The 26,250-nt window shown below is 53.0% G+C and carries 25 protein-coding genes; 8 read left to right on the top strand and 17 right to left on the bottom strand.

The features are described from left to right. A complete protein-coding gene (gene parC / locus ACFQ0F_RS08000) occupies window positions 1–2,238 on the top strand; it encodes a DNA topoisomerase IV subunit A (protein WP_340675447.1) in 2,238 nt (745 codons plus the stop codon). A 6-nt stretch (window positions 2,239–2,244) separates the two neighbouring features. Further along, the gene (gene serB / locus ACFQ0F_RS07995; protein ID WP_379070923.1) at window positions 2,245–3,468 is read left to right on the top strand and encodes a phosphoserine phosphatase SerB; all 1,224 of its coding nucleotides are present in this window, start codon (window positions 2,245–2,247) and stop codon (window positions 3,466–3,468) included. A 38-nt stretch (window positions 3,469–3,506) separates the two neighbouring features. Here serB and ACFQ0F_RS07990 read toward each other — a convergent pair whose 3' ends face one another. The 5 genes from ACFQ0F_RS07990 to serA all read right to left on the bottom strand — a co-directional run bounded on the left by ACFQ0F_RS07990 (window position 3,507) and on the right by serA (window position 8,851). Then, entirely contained in the window at window positions 3,507–4,397 is an 891-nt protein-coding gene (locus tag ACFQ0F_RS07990; RefSeq protein ID WP_340675449.1) for a LysR family transcriptional regulator, read from the bottom strand. Window positions 4,398–4,522: 125 nt separating this feature from the next. Next, window positions 4,523–5,779 (bottom strand): hypothetical protein, encoded by a 1,257-nt coding sequence (locus ACFQ0F_RS07985; RefSeq protein ID WP_379070920.1) that lies wholly within the window; start codon window positions 5,777–5,779, stop codon window positions 4,523–4,525. 156 nt (window positions 5,780–5,935) lie between these two features. After that, window positions 5,936–6,799, bottom strand: a complete 864-nt coding sequence (gene asd / locus ACFQ0F_RS07980; protein ID WP_379070917.1) for an archaetidylserine decarboxylase — start codon at window positions 6,797–6,799, stop codon at window positions 5,936–5,938. Window positions 6,800–6,893: 94 nt separating this feature from the next. Further along, the gene (locus ACFQ0F_RS07975; RefSeq protein WP_379070914.1) at window positions 6,894–7,616 is read right to left on the bottom strand and encodes a 4'-phosphopantetheinyl transferase family protein; all 723 of its coding nucleotides are present in this window, start codon (window positions 7,614–7,616) and stop codon (window positions 6,894–6,896) included. Between the two features lie 5 nt (window positions 7,617–7,621). Then, the gene (gene serA / locus ACFQ0F_RS07970; protein ID WP_340675453.1) at window positions 7,622–8,851 is read right to left on the bottom strand and encodes a phosphoglycerate dehydrogenase; all 1,230 of its coding nucleotides are present in this window, start codon (window positions 8,849–8,851) and stop codon (window positions 7,622–7,624) included. Between the two features lie 98 nt (window positions 8,852–8,949). Between serA and ACFQ0F_RS07965 the strand changes: the two genes are divergently transcribed. Beyond that, window positions 8,950–10,350, top strand: coding sequence for an FAD-binding oxidoreductase (locus ACFQ0F_RS07965; protein ID WP_379070911.1), 1,401 nt, complete (start codon window positions 8,950–8,952; stop codon window positions 10,348–10,350). A gap of 48 nt (window positions 10,351–10,398) precedes the next feature. After that, on the top strand, window positions 10,399–11,109 hold the full coding sequence (locus ACFQ0F_RS07960; RefSeq protein ID WP_379070908.1) for a fumarylacetoacetate hydrolase family protein: 711 nt from the start codon (window positions 10,399–10,401) through the stop codon (window positions 11,107–11,109). A gap of 29 nt (window positions 11,110–11,138) precedes the next feature. Here the strand turns inward: ACFQ0F_RS07960 and ACFQ0F_RS07955 are convergent, their stop codons facing one another. Beyond that, complete coding sequence (locus tag ACFQ0F_RS07955; protein ID WP_379070906.1) at window positions 11,139–11,552, bottom strand: RNA-binding S4 domain-containing protein; 414 nt, start codon at window positions 11,550–11,552, stop codon at window positions 11,139–11,141. Then, window positions 11,549–12,286 carry a GMP/IMP nucleotidase gene (gene yrfG, locus ACFQ0F_RS07950; RefSeq protein WP_379070903.1) on the bottom strand — a complete coding sequence of 246 codons (738 nt, stop codon included), beginning with the start codon at window positions 12,284–12,286 and terminating at the stop codon, window positions 11,549–11,551. Before yrfG ends, ACFQ0F_RS07955 begins: the two co-directional genes overlap by 4 nt. Before the next feature lie 62 nt (window positions 12,287–12,348). Between yrfG and ACFQ0F_RS07945 the strand changes: the two genes are divergently transcribed. Next, a complete protein-coding gene (locus ACFQ0F_RS07945) occupies window positions 12,349–13,308 on the top strand; it encodes a 3'(2'),5'-bisphosphate nucleotidase CysQ family protein (protein ID WP_379070900.1) in 960 nt (319 codons plus the stop codon). 60 nt (window positions 13,309–13,368) lie between these two features. Here ACFQ0F_RS07945 and ACFQ0F_RS07940 read toward each other — a convergent pair whose 3' ends face one another. Genes ACFQ0F_RS07940 through ACFQ0F_RS07930 form a run of 3 tightly spaced genes read right to left on the bottom strand, consistent with a single transcriptional unit; the run spans window position 13,369 to window position 15,979 of the window. Then, on the bottom strand, window positions 13,369–14,556 hold the full coding sequence (locus ACFQ0F_RS07940; protein ID WP_379070897.1) for an iron-containing alcohol dehydrogenase: 1,188 nt from the start codon (window positions 14,554–14,556) through the stop codon (window positions 13,369–13,371). A 1-nt stretch (window position 14,557) separates the two neighbouring features. Further along, a complete protein-coding gene (locus ACFQ0F_RS07935) occupies window positions 14,558–15,085 on the bottom strand; it encodes a hypothetical protein (protein WP_340675460.1) in 528 nt (175 codons plus the stop codon). A 48-nt stretch (window positions 15,086–15,133) separates the two neighbouring features. After that, complete coding sequence (locus ACFQ0F_RS07930; RefSeq protein ID WP_340675461.1) at window positions 15,134–15,979, bottom strand: 23S rRNA (adenine(2030)-N(6))-methyltransferase RlmJ; 846 nt, start codon at window positions 15,977–15,979, stop codon at window positions 15,134–15,136. Here ACFQ0F_RS07930 and ACFQ0F_RS07925 point away from each other — a divergent pair. Continuing rightward, window positions 15,978–16,673, top strand: a complete 696-nt coding sequence (locus ACFQ0F_RS07925; protein WP_379070892.1) for a 2OG-Fe(II) oxygenase — start codon at window positions 15,978–15,980, stop codon at window positions 16,671–16,673. The two genes, ACFQ0F_RS07930 and ACFQ0F_RS07925, sit on opposite strands and share 2 nt — an antisense overlap. A gap of 9 nt (window positions 16,674–16,682) precedes the next feature. Here the strand turns inward: ACFQ0F_RS07925 and ACFQ0F_RS07920 are convergent, their stop codons facing one another. From ACFQ0F_RS07920 to argE, 5 genes are all read right to left on the bottom strand, one after another. After that, window positions 16,683–17,048 (bottom strand): CoA-binding protein, encoded by a 366-nt coding sequence (locus tag ACFQ0F_RS07920; protein WP_379070889.1) that lies wholly within the window; start codon window positions 17,046–17,048, stop codon window positions 16,683–16,685. A 23-nt stretch (window positions 17,049–17,071) separates the two neighbouring features. Continuing rightward, window positions 17,072–18,463, bottom strand: coding sequence for a DsbA family protein (locus ACFQ0F_RS07915; protein WP_379070886.1), 1,392 nt, complete (start codon window positions 18,461–18,463; stop codon window positions 17,072–17,074). A gap of 5 nt (window positions 18,464–18,468) precedes the next feature. Continuing rightward, the gene (gene ilvD / locus ACFQ0F_RS07910) at window positions 18,469–20,148 is read right to left on the bottom strand and encodes a dihydroxy-acid dehydratase (RefSeq protein WP_379070883.1); all 1,680 of its coding nucleotides are present in this window, start codon (window positions 20,146–20,148) and stop codon (window positions 18,469–18,471) included. Window positions 20,149–20,159: 11 nt separating this feature from the next. Next, window positions 20,160–21,479, bottom strand: coding sequence for an amino-acid N-acetyltransferase (gene argA / locus ACFQ0F_RS07905; RefSeq protein ID WP_340675630.1), 1,320 nt, complete (start codon window positions 21,477–21,479; stop codon window positions 20,160–20,162). Between the two features lie 78 nt (window positions 21,480–21,557). Continuing rightward, window positions 21,558–22,718, bottom strand: a complete 1,161-nt coding sequence (gene argE, locus ACFQ0F_RS07900) for an acetylornithine deacetylase (RefSeq protein WP_340675466.1) — start codon at window positions 22,716–22,718, stop codon at window positions 21,558–21,560. A gap of 203 nt (window positions 22,719–22,921) precedes the next feature. Between argE and ACFQ0F_RS07895 the strand changes: the two genes are divergently transcribed. Together ACFQ0F_RS07895 and ACFQ0F_RS07890 are read left to right on the top strand one after the other, a co-directional pair. Further along, the gene (locus ACFQ0F_RS07895) at window positions 22,922–24,580 is read left to right on the top strand and encodes an alkaline phosphatase (protein WP_379070880.1); all 1,659 of its coding nucleotides are present in this window, start codon (window positions 22,922–22,924) and stop codon (window positions 24,578–24,580) included. Beyond that, the gene (locus tag ACFQ0F_RS07890) at window positions 24,580–25,104 is read left to right on the top strand and encodes a hypothetical protein (protein WP_379070877.1); all 525 of its coding nucleotides are present in this window, start codon (window positions 24,580–24,582) and stop codon (window positions 25,102–25,104) included. The genes ACFQ0F_RS07895 and ACFQ0F_RS07890 overlap by 1 nt, the downstream gene beginning before the upstream one ends. A gap of 35 nt (window positions 25,105–25,139) precedes the next feature. On the opposite strand, the gene tatC is transcribed toward ACFQ0F_RS07890, so the two are convergent. Next, window positions 25,140–25,901: a twin-arginine translocase subunit TatC gene (gene tatC, locus ACFQ0F_RS07885; RefSeq protein ID WP_379070874.1), complete on the bottom strand. Its 762-nt coding sequence runs from the start codon at window positions 25,899–25,901 to the stop codon at window positions 25,140–25,142. Further along, window positions 25,894–26,247 (bottom strand): Sec-independent protein translocase protein TatB, encoded by a 354-nt coding sequence (gene tatB, locus ACFQ0F_RS07880; protein WP_340675470.1) that lies wholly within the window; start codon window positions 26,245–26,247, stop codon window positions 25,894–25,896. Before tatB ends, tatC begins: the two co-directional genes overlap by 8 nt. Between the last annotated feature and the right edge of the window lie 3 nt (window positions 26,248–26,250).

Here is a 26,250-nt window from a genome sequence, read left to right as displayed (position 1 = left end):
ATGACTGACGAACTGATCTTGCCCGCCGATGGCACTGAGCTGGTGCCCATGCGCACCTACACCGAGCAGGCGTATTTGAACTACTCGATGTACGTGATTAAAGACCGTGCGCTGCCGCATATTGGCGATGGTTTGAAGCCAGTACAGCGCCGCATTGTCTATGCGATGAGCGAGCTTGGACTGAAAAATACCGCCAAGCATAAAAAGTCGGCGCGTACCGTCGGCGATGTGCTCGGCAAATACCACCCGCACGGCGACTCAGCCTGTTACGAAGCCATGGTGTTGATGGCGCAGCCGTTCAGCTATCGCTACCCATTGGTCGATGGTCAGGGCAACTGGGGTTCACCAGACGATCCTAAATCCTTCGCCGCCATGCGTTACACCGAAGCCAAGCTCTCGCCCTATGCTGACACGCTGCTCGCTGAGCTAGAGCAGGGCACAGTGAATTGGCAGCCTAACTTCGATGGCACACTCGATGAGCCCTGCGTCTTACCCGCGCGTCTGCCCAACTTATTGCTCAATGGCACGACTGGTATTGCGGTCGGCATGGCTACTGACATCCCCGCGCACAACCTGCGCGAAATCGCCCAAGCCACCATCGCACTGCTAAACGATCCCGGTCTCTCGCTCGATGATCTTTGCGAGTTTGTGCAAGGCCCAGACCTTGCTACCGCCGCCGAAATCATCACCCCGCGCCACGACCTCGTGCAGATGTACGCCACTGGTCGCGGCGGTTTCAAAATGCGCGCGGTCTATGAAATCGATGATGGCGACATCGTCATCACCGCCTTGCCGCATCAAGTCTCTGGCGCAAAAATTCTCACGCAAATCGCCGATCAAATGCAGGCGAAAAAGCTGCCATGGGTTGCCGATTTACGCGACGAATCTGACCATGAAAATCCAACGCGCCTAGTCGTGGTGCCGCGCTCAAATCGTGTCGATGCTGAGCAGCTGATGGGGCATTTATTCGCCACCACCGAGTTAGAGAGCAGCTATCGCGTCAATATGAACGTCATCGGTCTCGATGGTCGCCCGCGCGTCATGGGCCTGCGCGAAATGCTCAGCGAATGGCTAGAATTCCGCACACTCACCGTGCGTCGCCGTCTACAGCATCGCCTCGATAAAGTTTTGGCGCGTTTGCACATCCTCGATGGTTTGTTGATTGCCTTCTTAAATATCGATGAAGTCATCCGCATTATTCGCTACGAAGAAGAGCCTAAAGCCGAGCTGATGCTGCGTTTTGGCCTTAGCGATATGCAGGCCGAAGCCATCCTTGAGTTGAAACTGCGGCATTTGGCCAAGCTCGAAGAAATGCGCATCAAAGGTGAGCAAGATGAGCTGGCGAAAGAGCGCGATCATCTGCAAAAAATCTTGGGCTCGCATCTGCTATTGAAGCGATTAATTATCAAAGAAATTGAAGCTGATGCCGCCAAATACGGCGACGCGCGGCGTTCGCCATTGGTCGAGCGACGCGAAGCTGAAGCCTTAAAAGAAAGTGATCTAACACCCGCCGAGCCCGTCACTGTAGTGCTTTCCGACAAAGGCTGGGTACGCGCCGCCAAAGGTCATGATGTCGATGGCACTAGCCTCAGCTATAAAGCCGGCGATGCCTTCCTAGTGCAAGCCGCAGGTAAGTCCAACCAGCAGGCTATCTTTATGGATAGCACGGGCCGTAGCTATTCCTTGTTGGCCAATACCTTGCCCAGCGCACGTGGCCAAGGCGAACCGCTGACCACAAAATTAAACCCTCCCGCAGGCGCGCAGTTTGTCTGCCTTATCATGGGTGAGACATCGCAGCGTGTGCTACTTAGCAGTAACGCAGGCTATGGCTTTGTCGCCACACTCGCTGATATGGAGGCGGGCAATCGCAACGGTAAAGCCTTGCTGACCTTGCCTGCTGGCTCCGAGGTGGTGGCACCTGTCTTACTAAAAGGCAGTGAGCAAGATCAGTTGGCGGTGCTCAGCAGTGGTGGACGTTTACTGGTATTCCCAATTGCTGATTTGCCGCGTTTGGCAAAAGGTAAGGGCAATAAGTTAATGAATTTGAGTGCCAGCGAAGGTGAGAGCATTGTCCAAGTCATCCCCATTGCCGAAGGTCAAAAACTCACGGTAATTGCCGGCGCGCGCCACGTCACACTCAACGATAAAGACCTTGCTCACTATGTTGGCGAGCGCGGCCGTCGTGGTCAAAAATTACCGCGCGGCTTCCAGAAAGTCGACGGCCTGCGCGTGGAGTAACTGTAGATGCGTGAAATTCTCTTAGTATCAATCTCTGGCCCTGATCGTCCCGGTATTAGCGCCGCCCTTACTGAGGCGTTGGCTTCTCATAAAGTGAGCGTGCTTGATGTCAGTCAGGCCGTTATTCATGACCAGCTCACGTTAGGCCTGGTGATTGAAACTGGCGGTGAGCAGGACTCGGCCATTCTCATGCGTGCGGTGTTGTTTAAAGCGCACGCACTCGGCCTGCAGGCTCGCTTCACGCCGATCAGCGCTGATAGCTATCACCAATGGGTTTCTGGTCACGGCAAGGCGCGATATATCTTTACGGTGTTGGCGCGCAAAATCACCGCTGAGCATTTAGCGGCGATGACCAAGTTGATCGCTGAGCAAGGCTTAAACATCGATGGCCTGCAGCGTTTATCGGGTCGCGTTCCTTTAGAAGGTGAGGGCGGTGAGAAGCAAGCTAAGGCTTGCGTCGAGTTTTCGGTACGCGGCGAGCCGAAATCAGCTGATGCTCTGCGCGCGGAATTATTACGCTTGGCTGGTGAGCACGGCATCGATATTGCCTTCCAAAAAGACAATGCCTTTCGCCGTAATCGCCGCCTCGTTTGCTTCGACATGGACTCCACACTGATTGAGCATGAAGTCATCGATGAGCTCGCTATGGCGGCCGGTGTTGGTGCGCAAGTGGCGGCAATTACTGAGCGAGCCATGCTTGGTGAACTCGACTTTACGCAAAGCTTTGAGTCTAGAGTGGCCTTGCTTAAAGGTCTTGATGCGAGTGTGTTGGAGTCAATAGCGCAGTCGCTGAAGCTCACTGAGGGAGCTGAGCATCTCATGCTCACACTCAAGGCTCTTGGCTATAAAACCGCTATCTTGTCCGGTGGCTTTAACTATTTTGGTGAATACTTGCAGCGCAAATTAGGCATCGATTATGTCTTTGCTAATCAACTTGAAATTGAAGATGGCAAAGTCACTGGCCGCGTTACTGGCCAGGTAGTTGATGGCGCACGCAAGGCTGAACTATTGAAAATGATTGCCGAAAAGGAAGGCGTGAATCTAGAGCAAGTCATCGCTGTAGGTGATGGCGCTAATGACTTGCCTATGCTCAGCATTGCAGGTCTAGGCATTGCCTTCCGCGCTAAACCATTGGTGCGTGCAAATGCCAAACAAGCCATCTCTACCCTTGGTCTCGACGGCATTTTGTACTTGCTTGGTGTGCGCGATAGAGACTTGGATTTAATCTAAATACTGGCCAAGGCTATGTGCTTTGGTCGCAGCTATTTTTAGTCCGGTAAATTGACACCACACGCCGCTAAGAATCGTCTTAGTCCACGTGTGGTGTATTTGTTTTTATGGCGCAATACAAAAAGTGATCGGCGTAAGTCTAAGAATGGTGTGTTTAAGATCACCACGCGCCCAGCATCGTGTGCTTCCTGCAGTGTCATACGTGAGGCACAGCCCAGCCCAATATTTGCCTCTACGGCACGTCGGATGGCTTCGGTGTGACTAAGCTCTAGCCGTATATGCATGCCAACTAATTTTCCTGCGATAGCATTATCAAATACTTCGCGCGTGCCCGAGCCAGCCTCACGCAAAATCCATTGCGCCTGATTCAAGTCTTCGAGTGTCAGTGACTCTTTCGTAGCGAGTGGATGTTGGGGGCTGGCAAATATCACTAGCTCATCATCTATCCATGGCAATACATCGATATCGGGGTCGTGGCAAAAGCCTTCAATAAAGCCAATATCGCAGGTGAATTGCCTTACAGACTCGACAACGTGGCGCGTATTGCCTACGTCTAAGCTGATTTCTGCTTCGGGGTGTAGCTGCAGATAGTCGCCGATGCGCTGAGGCATCAAATAGTTGCCTACGCTTAAGCTGGCACCAATGCGCAAGCGGCCGCTACCTGGTAGATCGCCGCGACAGATATCTTCGATTTCACGAACGCGGGCAACTGACTCTAGCGCGAGTGGTAGTAGGCGATGGCCAAGGTCATTAATCTGTAGGCGTCTACCGACACGATCAAAGACTTTCTCGCCAAGCTGCGACTCTAGATCTGAAAGCGCCATGCTGGTCGCGCTTTGCGTGAGATTGAGCCACTCTGAGGCGCGTGTAACGCTGCCTTCGCGTGCCACAGCGGCAAATACATCGAGCTGTTTTAAGGTGATGCGCATGAGCAGTTGCCAATAAGTAAACGCAATGCTCTAGCTTAGCGGAACTTAGTCTCTGAAAACAAAACACCCCGCACTAGGCGGGGTGTTTTTGATGTTGCTTCAGCAGTCCATTGCTGCGAAGTTGCTTACAGACCTAGCAGGCCGAGTAAGCCACCAATAGGAGCCAATGGTGTGCCGGCTAATGCGCCAGATAGTGGACCTGTGCTACCTGTACCACCGGTTGGTAAGCCGCCGCCGAGCAAGTCACCTAGTAATGGGATGCCTGCTAAAGGATTGTCACCACCTGTGCTGCCTGTAGCGCCACAATTACCTGTCAGCTTCAGTGGGCAAGTTAGCGCACTTAAAGGATTTAGAAGCGTTGGTAGTAAACCATCAGTACCGGCAAGAGGAACCAAGATTGCGCCCAATGAATCCGTCAGTTGGTTAATACCAGCTTGGATTTGTGGGCCAGCGGTACTTGCTAGCTGGCCTGTTGGGTCTAGACCGATCAGGGTGCCAGTTAAGTTGCTTAGCAAATTGTTCAATAGGGCTTGCAGCTCTGCTGCAGTGCTTGGCTGTTCAATCTGATCCAGAACGCCACCGAGATCAACCAATGTGTCGGACAGCAGTACGAGTACGCCACCAACAATCGGGGCTGTAACAACTTGGTCTGGCAGGCTGTCACTCAGTGCAGTACCAAGCTGTGCAACACCTTGGCCGAGCTGATCAACAATCTCACCGTTGGCACCACCATTTTGGATGGCTAATAGTGGGCCTAAGATGGCGTCTAATGGTGTGCCAGTTGGTCCACCAGCAGGTGTGCCTGAGCCACCTAATGTGCCAAGTGCTTCTAGGGGCGTACCAGCGAATGGGTTGCTGCCACCACCAAATAGAGCAATCAATGCATCTAATGGTGAGCCGCCAGTACCGCCGCCAGTAGTGCCACCTTGTGATCCGCAGTTACTCACTGCGCTAGGGTCGGCCAAGGCCATTAATGCATTAGGCAAGTTGACTGTCAGTGATTGCAATGCAGTTGATAAGCTGTCGCCACTGGCCAATAGAGCTGCCTGCAGAGCCGCTGGGTCCTGCGTGCCTAGTGTGGTATTCAGGCTGCCGAGCAAATTGGTTAGCAGGGCGTCGGGACCATCAACAAGATCGTTTACTGTTGGGTCTAAGCAAAAGACTAAGGCGCCTAATGGATTGTCAGTGCCAATAAGGCCTGCGAGGCCAGTCAATGTGCCGCTGAGTTGAGTTTGTGTGTCGTCAAGAATTAGGCGTGGGCCAGTACCACCGCCAGTACCACCGCCACCAGTAGTATTGCTATTGCCATCAGCGCCGCAGGCAGCAAGACCAAGTGCTAGCGCGCAGCTAGCAGCTAAGCGAGTAAATTTAGATGTGTTCATATAAGCCTCGGCAAATCGTGGCGCTGCAAAACCGAGGTCGAGCAGCACATATGGGTAATTTGGTTACGGTGCGGATTGTAAACGTCAAACGCGCTTGGATTTGTAGAGCTTTTGTAAACAACTGTATAGGACTGCCTGGTCATATACATAAACGCATTACTTTTTGCTTAAAACATAGCCTAAACGCTGGCCCATGCGTGTCGAGCTGCTAGTTACAAATTCCTTTTCCCAGCTCATTACGTTTGGCCCGAAGAGAATAATGGCGGTGGAGCCGAGGCGGAAGCGGCCTAATTCGTCACCGCTGTTTAGTGTGATTTGCTCATGGGCTGCAAAGTCGCGCGTGCGGATTTCTGAACCTATAGCTTCGACGCCGCCCCAGACAGTTTCAATGCTGGCGACAATCATCGCGCCGACTAAAATCACAACCATGGGGCCAGCTTCGGTGTCGAAATGGGCTACTAAGCGTTCATTACGGGCAAATAAGTTGGGCACGGTTTGCGCGGTGAGGGTGTTGACCGAAAATAGATCGCCGGGCACATAGACGCTGCGTGTGAGCTTGCCAGTGAGTGGCATGTGTACACGGTGATAGTCGCGTGGCGATAAATACACAGTGGCGAACTGGCCGCCAATATACGCTTGTGCGCTTGTGTTATCGGCGAGTAAGTCGCTGAGGCTGTAGTCGTGGCCTTTGGCTTGAAATACACGGTCATTGGTGATGGGGCCGAGTTGCGAAATCGCGCCATCGGCTGGGCAGAGAATGCTGTCGTTCTCTGTGCACAATGGCCGTGCGCCGGGCTTTAAGGCGCGCGTGAAAAAATCGTTGAAACAGGCGTATTGCGACAAGTCTGGCTCTAGCGCTTCGCTCATGTCGACGTTATAGCGTTCGGCAAAGCGTTGAATGAAAGTATCTTTTATCCATGGTGTGGTGCTGGAAGCAATTTTGCCAACGAGGCGCGAGAGCCCGTGTTGCGGCAGCAGATATTGCACCGATGTGCGCAGGCGGTCGACTGTGAGAGCCATGGTATTAATTTCCTAAAAGTAATGTCGCGATGGTAATGCACAGATGATCTGGCATAAAGCGTTCGAGGGCAGTGGGCGTATTGTTTACGACGTGTTACAGCGCGAGTGCTGCTGGCCAACTCAAGCTAAGGACGCCAATTTCGGTTGGCGCTGCATTGGGTTCGTTTAGCGAAACCGTGAGGCTATGCCATTGGCCGAGTTGAACGTGCTCAATGACTGCGGTGGCCGTGTTGAGGCTTTTTAGATCGATGCGCAAACCCATGCCTTGAGCTTTAACGACCGCCTCTTTGCGTGTCCAGATGCTTAAAAAACCAAGATCAGTGTCAGCGAGGCTATGTTCATTTGGGTGGTAGTAGCGGTTAATTAAGGCTTCTCGCGATCGTGAGCGACCGAGCACTTCTAGATCTATGCCCAAGGCTCCAGCTAGAGTTTCCGACTCCGACTCCGACTCCGACTTTGTGTTTGAGGCGGTCTGCTGTTGAAAAAACTCATGCGGAGCAATCGCTAGCGCCACAATATATTGGCTATGTGACCAGTTCAGTTGCCAACGACCATCGGGCCAATAGGGCTTGCCTAGATCAGTTGTTTGTAGCTCGGGCGGCGTTAAGCTGTTGTCGTCGTGCTCTGCGAGCCATGACAACACTTGAGCTCTTTGGCGCTGCCGTAGCGAATCGGCGGGCAGGGGTTCTAGTGCGGCTATATATACGGTGATGTGTTCAGGCGCAGCGCCATCGCGAATGCAGCCTTGTGTGTCGACGTTATAAATGACTCGGCCGCCACGAGCGGGAGCTGCGATGGCGGCCGAGATCATAGACATTTAGCTTAGTACAGTACGCGGGTGCGAATAGTGCCGTTGATCTGTTGCAGCTTTTCTAGCGCGACGTCTGAATAAGCAGCGTCAACTTCCATGACTAAATAGCCGATGGTGTCGTTGGTCATCAGCGATTGGCCGCTAATGTTGATGCCATTTTCAGCAAACACTAAGTTGATGGCCGAGAGCACGCCAGGAATGTTTTTGTGGATGTGCAGCAGGCGGTGTTTGCCCGGGGTCACGGGCAGTGATACTTCAGGGAAGTTCACCGATGTGGTGGTTGCGCCGGTATCGGAATAGCGTGCGAATTTCTCTGCAACCTCTAGGCCGATATTGGCCTGTGCTTCTAGTGTTGAGCCACCAATATGCGGCGTCAAAATCACATTGAATAAGCCACGCAGCGGCGACACGAACTCTTCATCGTTTGATTTTGGCTCTTTCGGGAACACGTCAATTGCCGCGCCGTTTAAGTGCTTGCTAGTAATAGCTGCGGCCAATGCATCGATATCGACACAGGTGCCACGTGCGGCATTGATGAAGATGCTGCCTGCTTTCATTTGTGCGAAATGCTCAGCGCGCATCATATTGCGAGTCGATGGTACGTCTGGCACATGCAGTGAAACTACATCGGATGTGCTTAGCAGCTCTTCCATGCTGGTAACTTGGCGAGCATTGCCGAGTGGCAGCTTGGTTAGCGTATCGAAATAAATAACGTGCATGCCCAGTGATTCAGCTAGAACAGAAAGCTGCGAACCAATGGAGCCATAACCGACGATGCCTAGCGTTTTACCGCGAGCTTCGTAAGAGCCTTCAGCCGACTTTGACCAGCCGCCGGAATGTACCATGGCGTTTTTTTCTGGGATGCCGCGAAGCAATAAAATGAGCTGGCCCAAGACCAGTTCGGCGACTGAGCGAGTGTTTGAGTAGGGCGCATTAAAAACGGGAATGCCGCGCGTTAGTGCCGCTTTCAAATCGACTTGGTTGGTGCCGATGCAAAAGCAACCAATGGCCACGAGTTTGTCAGCTGCAGCAATCACTTTTTCGGTGAGCTGCGTGCGCGAGCGAAGGCCAACGAAGTGTGCATCTTTGATCTTTTCAATCAGCACATCTTCGTCGAGTGCACCGCGAATGTATTCAATATTGGTGTAGCCATTGTTGGCTAAAATATCGAGCGCATTTTTGTGAACACCTTCGAGCAACAGAAAGCGGATTTTGGCTTTATCGAGGGATAGCTGGCTCATGATGCGCGCTCGCAGATGGTAATTTCGAGGGCGGCATAGTAGCACAGGCTCTGCATTAGGTAGAATGGTCGAATTGAAATCTGTTATAGGACGCTGACATGGCATTGGCCGCTGCAACACTTCAGGCATTGGTAAATATTGTGGGCGAGTCCCGCGTGCGTGTGGATGAGCAAAGCTTGGCAACTTGGGGTGTGGACTGGACCAAAATGTATACGCCAGCGCCATCAGCCATTGTTTTTCCATCGAGCATCGAACAAGTGCAGGCGGTGGTTCGTCTGGCCAATGAGGCGGGCTTTGCCATCGTGCCATCGGGCGGTCGTACTGGCCTGTCGGCGGGCGCAGTTGCTGCCAATGGCGAAGTGGTGGTGAGCTTCGACTATTTAAATAAGATCACTGAGTTCATCGCGGAGGATCGCGCGGTGCGTATTCAGGCTGGCGTGGTGACTGAGCAGCTGCAAAATTTTGCTGAAGAAAAAGGTCTGTATTATCCGGTCGATTTCGCTTCGGCGGGCTCGTCGCAACTGGGCGGCAATATTGGCACCAATGCTGGCGGCATCAAGGTTATTAAGTACGGCATGACTCGTAATTGGGTGTTGGGCTTGAAGGTAGTGACCGGCAAGGGCGACATTCTCGAACTCAATAAAGACATGATCAAAAATGCCACCGGCTATGATTTGCGGCATTTATTTATTGGCGCTGAAGGCACGCTGGGTCTGGTGGTTGAGGCGACAATGAAGCTCGACCGTGCACCGCGTAATTTGCAGGTGATGGTCTTGGGCACTCCCGACTTTCCATCGGTGATGAATGTGTTGCGAGAGTTTCAGGCTCGGCTAGACCTTACCGCCTTTGAGTTTTTCTCTGAGTTGTCGGTGCAGATAGTCACTGCGCATTCGGGGATTCCGCGGCCGTTCGAATCCGCGACTCCGTTTTACGCACTGCTTGAGTTCGAGGCTCTGTCGGAGGCCATGAGCGATGAGGCAATGACTATTTTCGAGCATTGCGTGGAGCAGGGTTGGGTAGTTGATGGCGTGCTAGGCCAGTCGGAAACTCAGGCGAAAAACCTCTGGCGCCTGCGCGAAGATATCTCAGAGACCATCGCTCCCTTCACGCCGTATAAAAACGACATCTCGGTGATGATTGCGCGCGTTCCGGCTTTTATTGCCGATATCGACACCATTGTCTCTAGTCAATATCCAGACTTCCGCGTGGTCTGGTTTGGCCATATTGGTGATGGCAACTTGCACTTAAACATCCTCAAGCCCGATGCCATGGAAAAAGCTGATTTCTTCGCCAAGTGCAAAGAGGTCAATGTGCAGGTGTTTGAGACGGTGCAGAAATACAACGGCTCGGTGTCGGCAGAGCACGGTGTTGGCATGACTAAGAAAGCGTATTTGACCTATACGCGCTCGCCGGTTGAGATTGAGTATTTGCGTGCGATCAAGCAGGTTTTTGACCCGAACGGTGTGATGAATCCGGGCAAGATTTTTGATTTAGCTTGAAGCCGCTCGGCATTTGCGTTGGCGTTTTATGAGATAGGAGTGGACGGCATGGATTATCAGCATCAATGGTATGGCGGAGCGGCAACAAACTTACCCGTTGGCAAGCTGGTCTGTGTCGGTCGCAATTACGCTGCCCATGCGCGCGAGCTTGGTAACGAAGTGCCTGATGCACCGATTATTTTCCTTAAGCCAAGCACATCGGCCGTGGCATTGGAGTCTGAGTTTCCAATTCCAGTGGGGCAGGGCGAATGCCATTTTGAAACTGAAATCACGCTGCTGATTGGCCAGAGCCTGCTTGTGCCTGCGCAGAGTAATTCCGTTACGAAAGACATCACAGCTTTGCAAGAAGTGAGCGCTGAGCAAGCACGTGCGGCTATTGCTGGCGTTGGTTTAGGCTTAGACCTTACCTTGCGTGAGAAGCAAAACGAGCTAAAAGCGAAAGGACAGCCCTGGGAGTTAGCCAAAGCATTCGATGGCTCGGCGCCGTTGAGTGGCTTTTTGCCAGTGACTGATTTTTCTGACTTAGCTGCAGTTGAATTCAGCTTGAGCATCAATGGTGAGCGCCGTCAAAGTGGTGATAGCGCCGATATGATCACCGACATGATTGCTTTGCTGCAGTTTATTACGCGCTATATCACGCTGCTGCCGGGAGATGTGGTGATGACAGGTACTCCTGCTGGCGTGGCGGCATTACATTCGGGCGATACGTTAACGTTGCAATTAGCTGATTTAGCGACGTGGAAAACACGAGTGCTTTAGCGGCGTTATTAACTAAGTAGCAAGCCAGCTCATTCGCCAAACCCGCGCTGAAAACGATGGATCTGCCGGCGCTCTTTCTTATTCGGCTTATGGTCAGGATGCGCTAAGTTTTGTGCCTTGCGCTGCTCACGAAGATCGTCGCGCTTAGCAATACTTTCTGGTGTTTCGTGATACAGCATCTGCGCCACCGGCGCAGGCCCTCGCACGCTCGACAGCGCATCAACGACAATGATTTTCTCATCATGACCTTGTCGAATAGTCAGAGTCATATCGACAAATACTTCGCGGCTCACTTTTACGCGCTGACCATCGCAATGCACATGGCCGCTGTCGATGGCGTCTTTTGCTAGCGAGCGCGTTTTGTAAAAACGAGCTGCCCACAGCCATTTATCAACTCGTGTGCGAGTGTCGTTGTCGCTAGCGTTTTTACTGCCCGACTTCATTTTTTTGTAGGCTCCGAGGCCGCCTTGAGCGCAGCAATATCGCCTAATGCAGGAATAATCCCAAGCTCAGCAAACTGATCAATTGCCGGATAACGCAGGCGTTTACGTGCGGGCTTTTCGCTATCGGGTGTGCTCACACAAATGCAGTCGCGGATGCCAAAAAGCTGAGCGCTATCAAGCACTGCTTCGCTGTCATCAACAAAAATACTGCGTGATGGGTCTATATTTTGCTGCTCACACAGCTGCTGCCAGAACGCTTGATCTTCTTTTGGCTGGCCATAGTCATGCGAGCTCACCATGGCATCGAAATAATGAGCAAAGGTCTGTACGGTTAGCTTTAGTTCAAGGCTTGAGCGATGCGCATTGGTGGCAAGAATTAAGCGTCGTCCGCTATTTTTCACAGCTGCTAAAAAAGCAAAGGCGTCGGCACGCTCGCGGATTAAATGCTTCAGGTCATTTTTGTGCGGCACAATATCGAAGCCAACCTGTTCGCTCCAGAAATCGGTGCAATACCAGTTCAGCTGGCCTTGATGATGTTGAAAGCGCATGAGCAATTCGCCCAAGCCTTGCTCGCGCGGCAAGCCGTTGTGATCGGCAAAGAGTGCGGGCAGGTGCTGCATCCAAAAGACATTGTCGAAGTGCAGGTCGAGCACGGTGCCATCCATGTCTAAAATTACCGTGTCGATGGTTTGCCAATCGATGGTGGTGTTGGCAGTGTCGAGCAAAGCAGTCATTCGCGTATCCTGTGGCTTATGCGCAGCGATGCGCAGCAGCTCATTAGTTTCGAGGCCAAATCATGTCAGCCGATATTAAAAATAATCTTCAAAAGATCGCCGAAGCAAGCGTTCGCGATAGTGTAACGCGAGATGCGTTGGCTGCGGTGATGGCTGTTGCTGAAGATGCTGGGCGCGCCATCATGGCGATTTATAGCGACTCGGCGCGATGGGCGGTGACAGAAAAGTCCGACTCCTCGCCGATTACTGCTGCCGATATTGCCGCCCATGAAAGCATCGTTAAGGGACTGCAGGCGCTAGCAGATAAGACCTTGGCGGGCCTACCAGTTTTGTCAGAAGAGTCCTCGCCAGACGATTTACGCGATCGTCGAGATTGGGCTGCGTACTGGTTGGTTGACCCACTTGATGGCACTAAAGAGTTCATTGCGCGCAATGGTGAGTTCAGCGTCAATATTGCCTTGGTAATTGGCCACGAGGCCGTCTTGGGTGTGGTCTATGGGCCGGCAAATGGCGTTAGCTATGTGTCGGCAGAGGGCGTGGGCAGTTTTCGGGTCGGGACTGAGGCAGTCATTGAGACTACAGCAGTGGCTGAAGCCATCAGCTCCGTTTCGGCAAACAAAGCCGCCTCCGCATGGATGCCAATCCAAGCGCGTGCACCAAATTGGTCGGCCTCAAATGGCACACTCAACTTAACCGTTAGTCGCCGTCATGGCCTCGAGCGCCTAGCCCATTTTGAGCAGTCGCTACAGGCGACCGGATGGCAGGTGAGCTCTATTCCTGCTGGCTCTGCATTTAAGATTTGTGTCGTGGCCGAGGGTCGCGCTCATGCTTATCCGCGCTTTGGGCCGACCAGCGAATGGGATACTGCTGCCGCTCAAGTCGTGCTCGAGCAAGCGGGCGGTGAGTTGGTTGACGCGAAAGGTCAGCGCTTTTTGTATAACTGCCGAAGCACGCTACTCAATGGCGATTTTTTGGCCGTCGCTAAGGCCAGTGAGCCTTGGTTGAAGCATTGGCCAAGCTAGTTTTTCAAGGCGAAAAAAAAGCCCAGTTTTGAGCTGGGCTTTTTTATTGCTGCGAGAGGTTTAGCCCCAGGCTTTTTCCAGAAGTGCCAACACTTGCTTGCGATCAACCTCTTTCGGATTAATCACAATCGAGCCGTCATCCAGCGTTAAGTCAGCGATGTGGTCAAACTGATCGCGCGTGACTTTGCCGGTTTCTTGCAGGGTGCGTGGCAGCTTGCAGCGCGCATGTATCTCATCACGCATGCGACGAATTTCTTCGATAGCACGGTCGGCGCGTTGTGCCGCTGGTGTGCTGGCGTAGACCTCAGCGCCAGCAATCGACAGTAGTAAGTCGGCGATGCGGTCACCATTTTTGTCTTTGTTAAACTCCAGCACATAAGGCAGGAATAAGTTCATGCACAGGCCATGCGGCAGATGACTGGCCGCGCCCAGTGAGTGACCTAATGAGTGCACGAGACCAACCATGGCATTGGAAAATGCGATGCCGGCCATGGTTGAGGCTTGCGCGAGCTCTAGACGGCCATCGGAGTCGCTGGGGTTATCCAGTACTTTCAATAGATTAGCGCTGACTTTAGCGATGGCGCTAGTGGCGTAGGCGTCGCTAATTGGGTTATGCGCCATGCAGGTGTAGGCCTCAATGGCATGCGTCATAGCATCCATGCCGGTCATCGCAGTGATGTGCGGTGGCAAGGTTAGCGTCATGCGCGGATCGAGCACGGCGGCATTGGGCATTAAGAAGTACGACACAAAGGGCATTTTCACGCCGGCTTGGTTGTCGGAAATCACCGCGATAGCGGTAGTTTCTGAGCCTGTGCCAGATGTCGTTGGCACCACAAATAAAGGCTTCAACGGACGCTTCAGCACATGTGCACCGGAGTAGGCGCGTAGATCATCGCCGCCTTCAGAGACCAAAATATTGACCGCCTTACAGGTATCGATAACCGAACCACCGCCAACGGCAATGATGGCATCGCAACCGTTGTCGTTATAAACCTTGGCAGCGGCATGCACGGTTTCAATCGAGCTATCTGGCGGAACATCATCAAAAATTGTGCTGACATTGATCTCGGCTGCAGCAAGTGCGCCTTCGATATGCTTAAGCAAGCCGACTGCGCGCACGCCTTTATCGGTGATGATCATTGGATTTTTGGAGCTGAGAATATCGAGCTCAAACGGGATGTGTTCTAACGCAGCATTGCCCGCGATGACTTTAACGGGGCAAAAAAATTCGTAGTAAGGCTTGCTCATATCAGTTCCCTGCAATCAGCGATTTGGCGACTAGGCCGTAAATGCGTGCGGCTTTGGTGATCTTTTCGGTGAGCGGTACGGCGTCGTAACGCTTCACGGCGCGCTCGGCAATCAGGCGCGGCAAAATCAAGGTTTCCATCTTGTTCAAACAGCGCACTAAGCGAATGGCGTGACTGACATTGCCATCGGCAATCATACGGTCATTGGCAAAGGCTTGCGCGGTGCCTTCTTGGAAGGAAAACACCAAAAAGGCATGCGAGAGATGCTTGAAGCGGATGGTTAGTTCGGGCTTGCCGACAGGAGCTGAAATGACTTCGGAGTGGCCATTTTTGCCGATGCGCAAAAAGAAGCTAGGGCCGCTTGGGAAGACAGTCATGCAAACCTGGAAGCCTTCGGGCAGTGCCGCGAGCTCTTTTTGCACGGTTTCATCGACGCGGCTAGCTGCTGCTAAGCCGCCGCCAACCACTTTCATCATGGTGGCGACATAGGCTTTTTGAGCTTGGTAGCTCAGGTGTTCCTTGGTAATCATGGTGCTCTCGGTCATCCGCTCAGCGTGATGGTGCCGAGTTTAGAGCAGTTACTCTAAATTGACTAGCCAGCGCACTTTGGTCGAGCGCTGCGGATGCTCAGATAAACGGTCGACTAACCATGCCAAGGTTTTCTGTGCCTCTTCGTAGAATCCCCAAGGTGGGTTAATGACGATTAAGCCGCTGCCATTTAGGCCTAAGGCGTTGTCGTCGGGCTGCATTAATAGTTCGCATGACAGCATTTTATTTATTCCGCTATTCATCAGCTCGCGATAAAATTTCACGATAGATGCGCGCTGCTTGATCGGGAACCAAATGCCATAAACGCCGGTTGGCCATTTTTTATGTGCAGCCACGATGAGCTTAACCAGTTGCGGAAAGCTATCGCGCTCAAGCTCATAAGGCGGGTCGATGAGCACCAAGCCGCGTTTTTCCTTTGGTGGAATCAACGCAGTTAAGCCTTCATAGGCATTGCGTTGGTGCACGGCCACGCGCGAATCGTTCTTGAAGTAATGGCGCAAACTGGCGACTTCAGCGTGCTGCACATCGATAAAAATGGCGCTGTCTTGTTCGCGCAATTGGCGCTGGCCTAGCCATGGCGAGCCGGGGTAATTGCTACGCGCTCCTGTGGCTTGGCAGGCAAGCACGCCTTGCAGGTATTCGGCCACCCATATTGGTGCGCCGCGATGGTCATCTAAGCGGTCGATGCCTTGTTGGTATTCACCGGTTTTCTGAGCCTGCATGCCATGCAAGTCGTAAACGCCGGCGCCGGCATGCGTGTCGATAAAGCAAAATGCCGACTCTTTCTTTTTCAAATGCGCCATTAGGCCCATTTGCAGACTGTGCTTCATAACATCGGCAAAATTGCCGGCGTGAAAGTGGTGACGATAATTCATGGCAACAACATCAGGTAGTGAACCGCAGATGATACCCGCTAATGACAGCGTTGAGACGATTGTGGTGTGGCCAGATCTAATTCGAATAGCGAGCGAGCAGCTTTTCGAACAGGGTTGGGCAGTTATAGCCAATGCTATTCCGCCTGATTTACTGCGTGCATTGCAGCTCGAGTTGCAGGAGCGCGATGGTGCTGAGGAGTTATATCGCGCTGGCATCGGCCGTGGCTCAACGCATCAGGTCACGGGCAAAGTGCGTGGTGATCGTATCGCGTGGCTGGAGCCGGAGTGGCCGGCGGCAGCGGCTTATTTGGCGCTAATGGCGCAGCTGCAAGCACATTTAAATGAAATGGGCTTTTTAGGCTTGGCCGACTTTGAGGCGCATTACGCGATTTATGACCTAGGTAGCTTTTATCGCCGCCATACCGATCAACATATCGAGGTGAGTGTGCTGGGCGCAGGGCGGCGTATTGTTTCAACGGTGTTGTATTTAAACGATGCGCCGTGGCCTAGCGATGGCGGTGGCGAACTGGTGCTGTATCCGCCTGAGCAGGCGACTGTGAATATTTGCCCCGAGGGCGGAAGTCTCGTCGTGTTTTGGAGCGACACCATTGTTCATGAGGTGCTGCCTGCGCAGCAGACTCGCCGCAGCATTGCTGGCTGGATGCGTACGCGCGGCAGTGAATTGCCAGTGTAGGCTTTTGCCTTAGTCGTATTGGCCAGTACGCAGCAGCACCAGCGTGCAGGCGTTTTCTACCGTAATGCCTTGAGCTTGGAGCGCGGCACTAGCCTGCGGATGTTCTGCGCCAGGATTAAAAATGACACGCTTTGGGTTTAGCGCAAGCAGTGACTCAAGCTGGCTATCGAGGTGGGCTGGCGCAACATAAATGGTCACGGTGTCGACGGCTTCGCTGATTGCATCGAGGCTACGTGCAACTGTAATTCCATCGATTTGATCATGGCCAGGATTAACCGGAATTACTCGGTGGCCATATTTTTGCAGCAGAACCATCGCTTGATGGCTATAGCGTTCTCGCTTCGGACTGGCACCGAGTACCACAACCGTTTCCATATGGTTACTCCTTAGCTGCTTAGTTAGCGTCGCGAACTGAGTGGATGATTTATTTTCAATGCATCATTGAGCGCATCTTCCAAAACCCAAAGTCTATCCTGGCCCCAAGTTTGGCATAGCGGTTGGCCATCGAGGTGCAAGTTAAAGCTTGGCACGCCCCACAACCCTAGCGCTAATAGCTCGCCATGATGCTGTGATGCAGCTTCGCGCCAGTCATCACTAGCCAATGCAGCATCGACAATATCGGCAGTCACGCCAGCGCGCAAAGCACAGGCGTAAATCTCGGGTAGATGGCTTAAGTCACGACCCTCATGCCAAATCGCCGCGCAGGCGGACTCGGCAAAATCTAGCGCTAGTTTTTCCGATTGTGTGAGCACCGCATGTGTCACCGCTAGACAATGTTCTACGCCAGCGCCGACAGGATCGCAAATGCGACCAAAGTCTAGGTCGAGTAAATCGGCTTCACGTTTGCTATCAAGCAAAATATATAAGCGCTTAATGGTTGGCACGGGCAGGCCGCGCATGACCATGGGCAAGACCGGCTTTAGGCGCAAGACAATGCCGTAATGTTCGGCGAGTAGGCGGATGCGGCTCAGCGCTAAATATGAGTAGGGGCTGCGATAAGAAAAGTAGACATCGAGTTCGGCGTCGAGTGCGCGCAAGTCGGCTAGTCGCTCAGCATCGCTGACGAGAAAGTGGCCATCGATATGCGTACTCCACTGCGCGCTGGCGGTGCCTAAGTTCAAGCTGGTTAGGCGGCGGCTTAAGTAATCTAAGCGATCAATGCCCCAATACCATTCGCCGGCGTAATGCAGCATGGCGCTGGCGTAATGGCCGAGTTGGCGCTGCTTGTCGGCATTGCGTTTTAAGTGGCTAGCAATGGAGTCGGCATCGAACTTTGCAGAGCCCATGTTTATCGCGAGTTCGTCCTGACACTGTTGCAATGCAGGGTGATCTTTTCGCCATAGTGCGCGCAAAACATCACGCGCCTGCTCCATGACCGACGCCTCTTGATCTGAAAGCTCGAGCGCAATTAATAATCGCTCAGCTAGCGCAAGATCCTTTGCATTTGCTTGCCATGATGTCGGAGCGTCGAGGCCATGCCAACGCGCGAGGCGGGTGGCATCGTGACCAGAAAATTGCGTTAAACGCTCCGGCTCTGGCGTGGTATCAGGGCTTCCGGAACCGAGCATGCGTAGGCTTATACGCAGGCCAAAGTCGGCCTCTAAAGTGGGTAGTGCTTGCAGTAATAAATACGCGTAAGGGTCATCTACGCGTAACCAAACACTGACTTGATGCGGGTAGCGCCCGAGCCGTCGCCAAGCTTCCAGGCCACTACGCCGCAGATCACGCAGCTTATTGCTGGTGAGTGTGGCGCTGAGGCGTGGCTGGAGAAATCGCTGTAGGCGGCTCATATCGCTTACGCGTCTGTGACTGCGCCTTCAGAGGCGCTCGACACTAGCTTGGCGTATTTGGCCAGCACACCACGAGTGTAGACCGGCGCAGGGGCAGTCCAGCGTGCACGGCGTTCCGCCAAGGTGGCATCGGATACAGCAACGCTGATTTCGCGAGTTTCGGCATCGATGGTAATCGCATCGCCATCTTCGAGCAGAGCAATCGGGCCGCCATCTTGCGCTTCAGGTGTGATGTGACCAACAACAAAACCATGCGAGCCACCGGAGAAGCGGCCATCGGTAATTAGCGCGACTTCTTTGCCTAGACCTTTGCCCATCACGGCTGAGGTTGGCGAGAGCATTTCGCGCATGCCGGGGCCGCCTTTCGGGCCTTCGTAACGAATCACAATGACATCGCCTGCGACCACTTCGCCATTGAGGATGCCGGCGAGTGCGGCTTCTTCACCGTGATAAACACGGGCGCGGCCTTCAAAGCGCAAGCCTTCTTTGCCAGTGATTTTAGCAACGGCACCTGTCGGCGATAAATTGCCGTGCAAAATCACTAAGTGAGAATCTTTTTTGATCGGATTATCGAAGGCACGAATGATGTCTTGATCGGCTGGATAGTCGGCGACGTATTCGAGGTTCTCCGCCAGTGTCTTGCCGGTGACGGTAAGTGTGTCGCCATGCAATAGGCCAGCATTGAGCATGCGTTTCATCAGAGGCTGAATGCCACCGATGGCGACTAATTCGCTCATCATGTATTTGCCGGATGGACGTAGGTCGGCCAGCACCGGTGTGGTTTTGCCGATCTCGGTGAAGTCGTTGAGTGTTAGCGGCACATTCACGGCGTGTGCCATGGCCAATAAATGCAGCACGGCGTTGGTGGAGCCAGCTAAAGCGATGACCACACGAATGGCGTTTTCGAAAGCCTTACGCGTCATGATATCGCTAGGCTTTATGTCGCGTGCTAATAGGTCGAGTACTTGCTCGCCGGCACGGAAGCAGTCGAGTGCCTTGTCGCTACCGGTGGCATCTTGTGCGCTGGAGCCGGGCAGTGACATGCCCAAGGCTTCAATCGCCGAAGCCATGGTGTTGGCGGTGTACATGCCGCCACACGAGCCTGCGCCAGGAATAGCGGTTTCTTCAATTTGCTTGACTTGAATGAGGTCGATGTCGCCTTTGGCGTGCTGACCAACCGCTTCAAATACCGAAATAATGTCGGTATGGCCGTGACCGGGTTTGATCGTGCCGCCATAAACAAAGATGGCCGGGCGGTTCAAACGCGCCATGGCGATCAAGCAGCCGGGCATGTTTTTATCACAGCCACCAACTGCCACTACGCCATCAAAGCCCTCGCAGCCAACTACGGTTTCAATCGAGTCAGCAATGACTTCGCGCGACACCAGCGAATACTTCATGCCTTCTGTGCCGTTGGCGATGCCATCGGAAATAGTGATGGTGTTGAAAATCACGCCTTTGCCGCCAGCCGCATTAGCGCCTTTTTCGGCCTCTTCGGCGAGCTTGTCGATGTGCATATTGCATGGCGTTACGTTCGCCCAAGTTGAGGCGATGCCGATTTGCGGTTTTTTGAAATCTTCATCGGTGAAGCCCACTGCGCGCAGCATGGCGCGACCGGGTGCGGCTTCAACGCCATCAACCACTTGTGATGAGAACTTGCGCATATTGTCGGTAATTTTTGTCATGACCGGTTTCCTTAAAGCTTTTTGCTAAAGACCAGCGAGTTGCGCTGGAAGTTGTAGAGAGAGAGACGTTGTTTCGGCAAGTCATCGACAGTGGCTGGCTCAAAACCATGCTCTTGAAACCACAGCGCAGTGCGCGTGGTGAGCACGAAAAGCTGGCGTAGACCTTTGCTCATGGCGCGATTTTCCAAGAAGGCCATCAGCTCGGAGCCGCGTGCACCTTTGCGGTAGTTCGGGTGGATGGCGACGCAGGCAATCTCACCCGATGGAATTTCGCCGGGGCTGGTTGGCAGCGGATAGAGCGCGGCGCAGCCGATAATCATGCCGTCGCGTTCGACCACAGCAAAATGCGAAATTTCACTTTCCAGTTTGCGCCGTGAGCGCCGTACCAAAATGCCTTGCTCCTCGAGCGGCTCAAGCATTTCGATGAGACCGCCGACATCTTCAATTTCGGCGGTGCGAATTTCTTCGTATGGGTCGTGAGTGATCAGCGTGCCAGATCCATCACGGGTGAACAGCTCTTGCAGCATGGCGCCGTCGCGGGCATAGGAAATGATGTGCACGCGTTTGACGCCTTCGCGGCAAGCTTCGCGTGCGGCGTTCATATGGCGCAGCAACTCGGTGTCGATGATGCGATTACGCAAATATTGATCGACTTCGTTGGGGATCATTTCACGCAATAGGCGCTCGTCATCTTCGCCCAAAATGCCTTCGCGCTCGCCCAAGCAAATTAGCTTATCGGCCTGCAAAGCAGTCGCCACTGACACGGCAACATCTTCAGCCAAAATATTGAAGACCTCACCCGTGGTGGAGTAGCCAGTTGGGCCAAGAATGACGATGTGGTGGTTGTCGAGGTTTTTGTTGATGGCTTCAATATCGACCGAGCGCACTTCACCGGTTAAGCCAAAGTCGACACCATCGCGCACGCCATAGGGCTTGGCGGTAATGAAGTTGCCAGAGACTGCATCGATTTTGGCGCCGAACATTGGCGAGTTGGCGAGACCCATCGACAGTAATGCTTCGATCTCTAGGCGAATAGCGCCAACGGCATCCATGACGCAACGCAGGGCCTCACGCGTGGTGACGCGAATGCCATTGTGATAAGGCGTTTGCAGGCCGTATTCGACGAGATTCTCATCGATTTGCGGGCGCGCACCATGCACCAAAACTAAGTTAATGCCGAGCGAGTGCAGTAGCGCGATGTCATGCACGATATTGCGGAAGTTCTCGTGATTGACGGCTTCACCGCCAAACAGCAGTACAAAGGTTTTGCCGCGATGCGCATTGATATACGGCGCGGAGTTACGAAACCAATGCACATATTGGTCCGACATGGTGTCTTGAAAAGGGGTTTGGCTACTCAAGGGAGGGCCTTCCGTGATGTTAAGTTAAGAAGCGATTGTATAAGCCGATTAGTGCGCTAAGCAAAAGCGTTTTACTAAGCCGCGTAAGATATTAATTGTTGGGTTGAGATTGGCTAGTTCAACATATTCATTGGGCTGATGCGCAACGTCGATATTTCCAGGGCCAAAAATCAGTGCATCCATGCCCAAGGCCTGTAAATACGGGCCTTCGGTGCCAAAAGCAGCAGCGCCGGCTGGGTAGTTCGTGAGCTGCTCCAGCGCTTGCACCAATGGTGATTCAGCAGGAGTTTCGAGCGCGGGTGTGCCGGCAAAAAGCGGCTCATTGCGAATGCTAACGTTGAAGCGTTCGGCCAGTGGCAGCAAACGCATATTGATGTCTGCGCGCAACTCGGCCATGTCCATGCCGGGAAGCGGGCGTAAATCGTATTGCAGTTCGCAGCTTGCGCAGATGCGATTAGGGTTATCGCCTCCGTGAATACAGCCCAAGTTTAGCGTTGGTGTAGGCACGGTAAATAGCGCGTTGTGATACCGGCTGGCGAGTTGCTCACGGTAGGCAATGAGCTCGCCAATGACGGCATGCATAGCATCAAGCGCATTGCGACCGAGGCTTGGATCACTGGAATGGCCGCTTTGGCCTTCAATGAAGATGCGCTCCATCATCGCGCCTTTGTGCATGCGCAGTGGACGCATGCTAGTGGGCTCGCCGATCACTGCGTAGCGGGCTTTTGGTTTGCCGGCATCGACCAAGGCGCGGGCGCCGGCCATGCTAGTTTCTTCGTCGCAAGTGGCCAAAATAATCAGCGGTGCGGCTAAAGTTTTGCCGGCGCGAATGTGAGCCACGGCTTCATCGGCGGCGGCTAAAGCAAGCGGGAAAAAGCCTTTCATGTCGGCGCTGCCGAGGCCATATAAACGGCCATCGCGCTCAGTCAATTCGAAGGGGTCGTTATGCCAGCCGTTAGAGTCAAACGGCACGGTGTCGGTATGGCCAGAAAACACCAAGCCACCAGGGCCTTCGCCAAGGGTGGCGAGTAAATTGGCCTTGCCCGGTGACACCGGCATGATTTCGCAACGAAAGCCGAGCGCTGTTGCCCATTCGGCAATCAGATCGATGACTGCGCGATTACCTTGGTCGATCGAGGCGTCAGTCGAGCTCACGCTAGGCGTGGCGATGAGGGCATTGAGTTGTGAGCGTAGTGCGGCGGAAATCATGATTATCAATAGTGTTGGTTTAACGAAGCAATACACCATACACCGGAATGCGAGCGCGCTCTACTGAGCAATAGGCAGCGTTGCTAGGAGAAAATTGAAAGCGTCATCTGGGCGTCATGGCCGCGTCACTTGGGGTTGTGACTATCTATGAGTTATTTCAGTGCGCCATCGGGCGCGCGACCATAATCCATAGGAGCAGACTGATGAAGATGAAAATAATTGCCGCTGGAGTATTAGCGGCATCAACAATGGCATTGTTACAAGCTTGTGGTGGTTCTTCAGCAGTAGCTGATGTGCCTAGTATGTTGGCAGTGAATAAGGCCGACGTAACTTACTTCAGTGCGCGCGGTCAGCAGCGCTTGAGTGAAGAGCAGGCGCGTCAGGCTATTGCCAGTGGCAAAGCGAAAAACGTGATTTTATTTGTCGGGGATGGCTTCGGTATTTCAACACTCACCGCCGCACGTATTTTTGATGGCCAAGAACAAAACAAAGATGGCGAGTCGAACACTTTGTACATGGAGTCACTGCCGTACTTGGCGTTATCGCGTACTTATTCAGTGAATCAACAAACAGCTGATTCGGCTCCTACCATGACTGCAATGGTCACTGGTGTTAAAACCAAAGAAGGCTATTTGTCTGTTACCGGCGCAATAAAGAAAAACGCCGCCGATGGCTGCGCTGATTCGCGTAAATTAGCCACTATTGCAGAGCTTGCCGAAACGCAAGGCATGTCGACTGGAGTGGTTTCGACTGCACGCTTGACTCATGCCACGCCAGCAGCGGTTTATAGTCATATTCCTAACCGAGATGCCGAGAGCGATCGAGATCTTGCCGACTTAGTAGCTGCTAATGCTGTTGCTGCTACTGGTTGTACGGACATAGCCTCGCAGTTGATTAACTTTCCTGTTGGTGATGGTTTAGAGGTTGCGATGGGCGGTGGTCGCCGCGCTTTTTTACCTAAAACAATTAAGGATATTGAGGGTAGCTTTGGCCGTCGTAATGACGGACGTGACTTAACAGCAGAGTGGTTGGCTAAGCACCCTGCAAACATGGGCGGGGCCGTAGTCCAAACTAAAGCTCAGTTTGATGCTTTGAATGCCGCAGCGACTAACCATGTATTAGGTTTATTTAATGCGTCACACATGGACTTTGAGGCTGATCGTAAAAATGATGCGTCGCCTCAGGGTGAGCCATCACTGGCTGATATGACCAGCAAAGCCATTAGTATTTTGAGTAAGAACCAAAAGGGCTACTTCTTAATGGTTGAGGCAGGTCGCATCGATCATGCACACCATGCAGGTAACGCTTATCGCGCATTGAAGGATTCGCAGGCATTTGATGCGGCTATCAAAAAGGCCGATGAATTAACCAATGATAGCGATACATTGATTGTGGTTACTGCTGACCATAGCCACACATTGACGATTGGTGGTTACCCAATTCGTAACAACCCCATCTTAGGTCTGACGCGTGAAGCTAATGGCGCCACTGGCGATGTTGAAACCAGCGATGCTGTTGATTTGCTAGGTAAGCCCTACACCACGCTGCTTTATGCCAACGGTTTAGGCTTTGCTGCGGGCGTAGCTGGTGAAGACATCTATGGTGCTAAAACAAGTAAAACCGATATGACGCCTGGCTCGTTAAGCAATCCTCGTGCCGACCTCACAAGCGTCAATACCAAAGACATGAACTATCACCAAGAGGCTTTAGTGCCGACATCGGCTGAGACTCATGCCGGTGAGGATGTGATGATTTTTGCCAAAGGTCCAGGCGCACATTTATTCCGAGGAGTGGTAGAGCAAAGTTATATTTTCCATGTCATGGCTGACGCACACCCACTTCTCAGCAGTATGGTGAAGTAATGAGGGTTCGCCAGATCGTGCTGGCGTTGTCTGTGGCCGGTGCCTTTATGGCACCGGCTCATGCACAGCGTTGGGTGGAATATGAAGTGATTGCCGACGCTGGATACTGTGGGTCGTTGCCACCCGTATTTGCAGTGACACGCTGGAGTCATGCGAAAAATAGGCATGTCGCTATGCAGGCGCCAGGTCAGCTTTGGCAGTGGCGGGCATCAACGCAAGGGCGTATTCAGCAAGTGCTTTTTTGGGCGCAAGACATCAAGCAAGGGGTGAGCTTTACGCATCCTTTGGAGTTGGCTCGCGCGCCTCAAGCGGCCGAGTTTGAGCGTCTGCTGAAGTCTCCGAAACAGCCATTTAGCCTAGCGTGTGGCGGTACTGCTAAGCCTGTGCGGCAATGGGATGCACCAGTGAAGGCGTTGGTGGCAAGTCAGCTGATTGATCAGGCTGATTTAGCGGACATGGATGGTAATCCGTTGGCGCGGGACTTACTGATGCGGATGGGCATGAGCCACGCGCATCAGCATTAGATTTAGATGATGTTGTGAGACTAAGCCGCGCTGGGCTATTCGCTAGCGTGGCTTTTTCGTTGGCGCTCTAGGATGCTGCCGAAAAATAAGCCTGCTTCAAACAGCAACCACATGGGTACGGCGAGCATGGTCATCGATAATGCATCCGGTGGCGTCAAGAACATCGAGACGGCAAAGCAGCCGACAATGATGTAGCGACGCTTTTCGGCAAGAGATGCGCTGCTGACTACGCCGGCGGCTATTAGCACGAGCACGGCGATGGGAATCTCAAAGGTGACGCCGAAGACTAAAAATAGCTTTAGTGCGAAGTCTAAATAGAGATTGATGTCGGTCATGATGGCGACATCTTCAGGGCCGATGCGGGTGAAGAAGCCGAGGATGGCCGGCAGCGTGATGAAGTAGGCGAAGGCGATGCCGGCGTAAAACAGCACGACACTGCTGAACACTAAAGGGATGGCAATGCGGCGTTCGCGTTGATAAAGCGCCGGTGCAATAAAGCCCCAGAGCTGAAATAAAATATAGGGCACGCTGGCAAACAGCGCGACAAAAAATGTCAGCTTAAATGGCGCCATGAATGGCGAAGTGACATCGGTGGCGATCATCGTACTGCCGATGGGCAGTAGTGCGCGCAGCGGCGCTGATAGCCAGGCGTAAATATCGTTGGCGAAATACACCAAGCTGAAAAACACCACGATGAGCAGAATGATGATGCGCAATAGTCGTGTGCGTAATTCGATGAGATGCGCGACTAAGGGCATTTCGCCGCTAGGGATTTCGGGAGAAGTCTGCTCAGTCATTGGGCTTGCCCTGCGGCTGATTATCGCTGATTTTTACCGTGCTAGATTCATCAGCATCGGTTGTGCTTTCGGCAGCAGGCGCTGGAGCGTTCAAGCTTTGCATAATATCAGTGCTCAATTGCTGCTTTGCGGCCTCGGCCTTGGCCATTTCTTTACGAATCCGCTCACGCATTTCAGAGCTAGCGACTTCGTTTTCGATGTCCGCTTGGACATTGATAATGGTGCGACGAATGCGGCCAATCCAAGCGCCGGCCATACGCGCGGCATGCGGTAGTTTCTCAGGCCCAAGCACCACTAGCGCGATGATCGCGAGGACAAATAATTCGCTAAAGCCGACATCAAACATGGC

The sequence above is a fragment of the Paraperlucidibaca wandonensis genome (genome assembly GCF_042677145.1).
Classification (GTDB): Bacteria; Pseudomonadota; Gammaproteobacteria; order Pseudomonadales; family Moraxellaceae; genus Perlucidibaca; species Perlucidibaca wandonensis.
The sequence above is the reverse complement of the archived record's forward strand: the minus strand, read 5'-3'. Positions and strand labels throughout refer to the sequence as shown.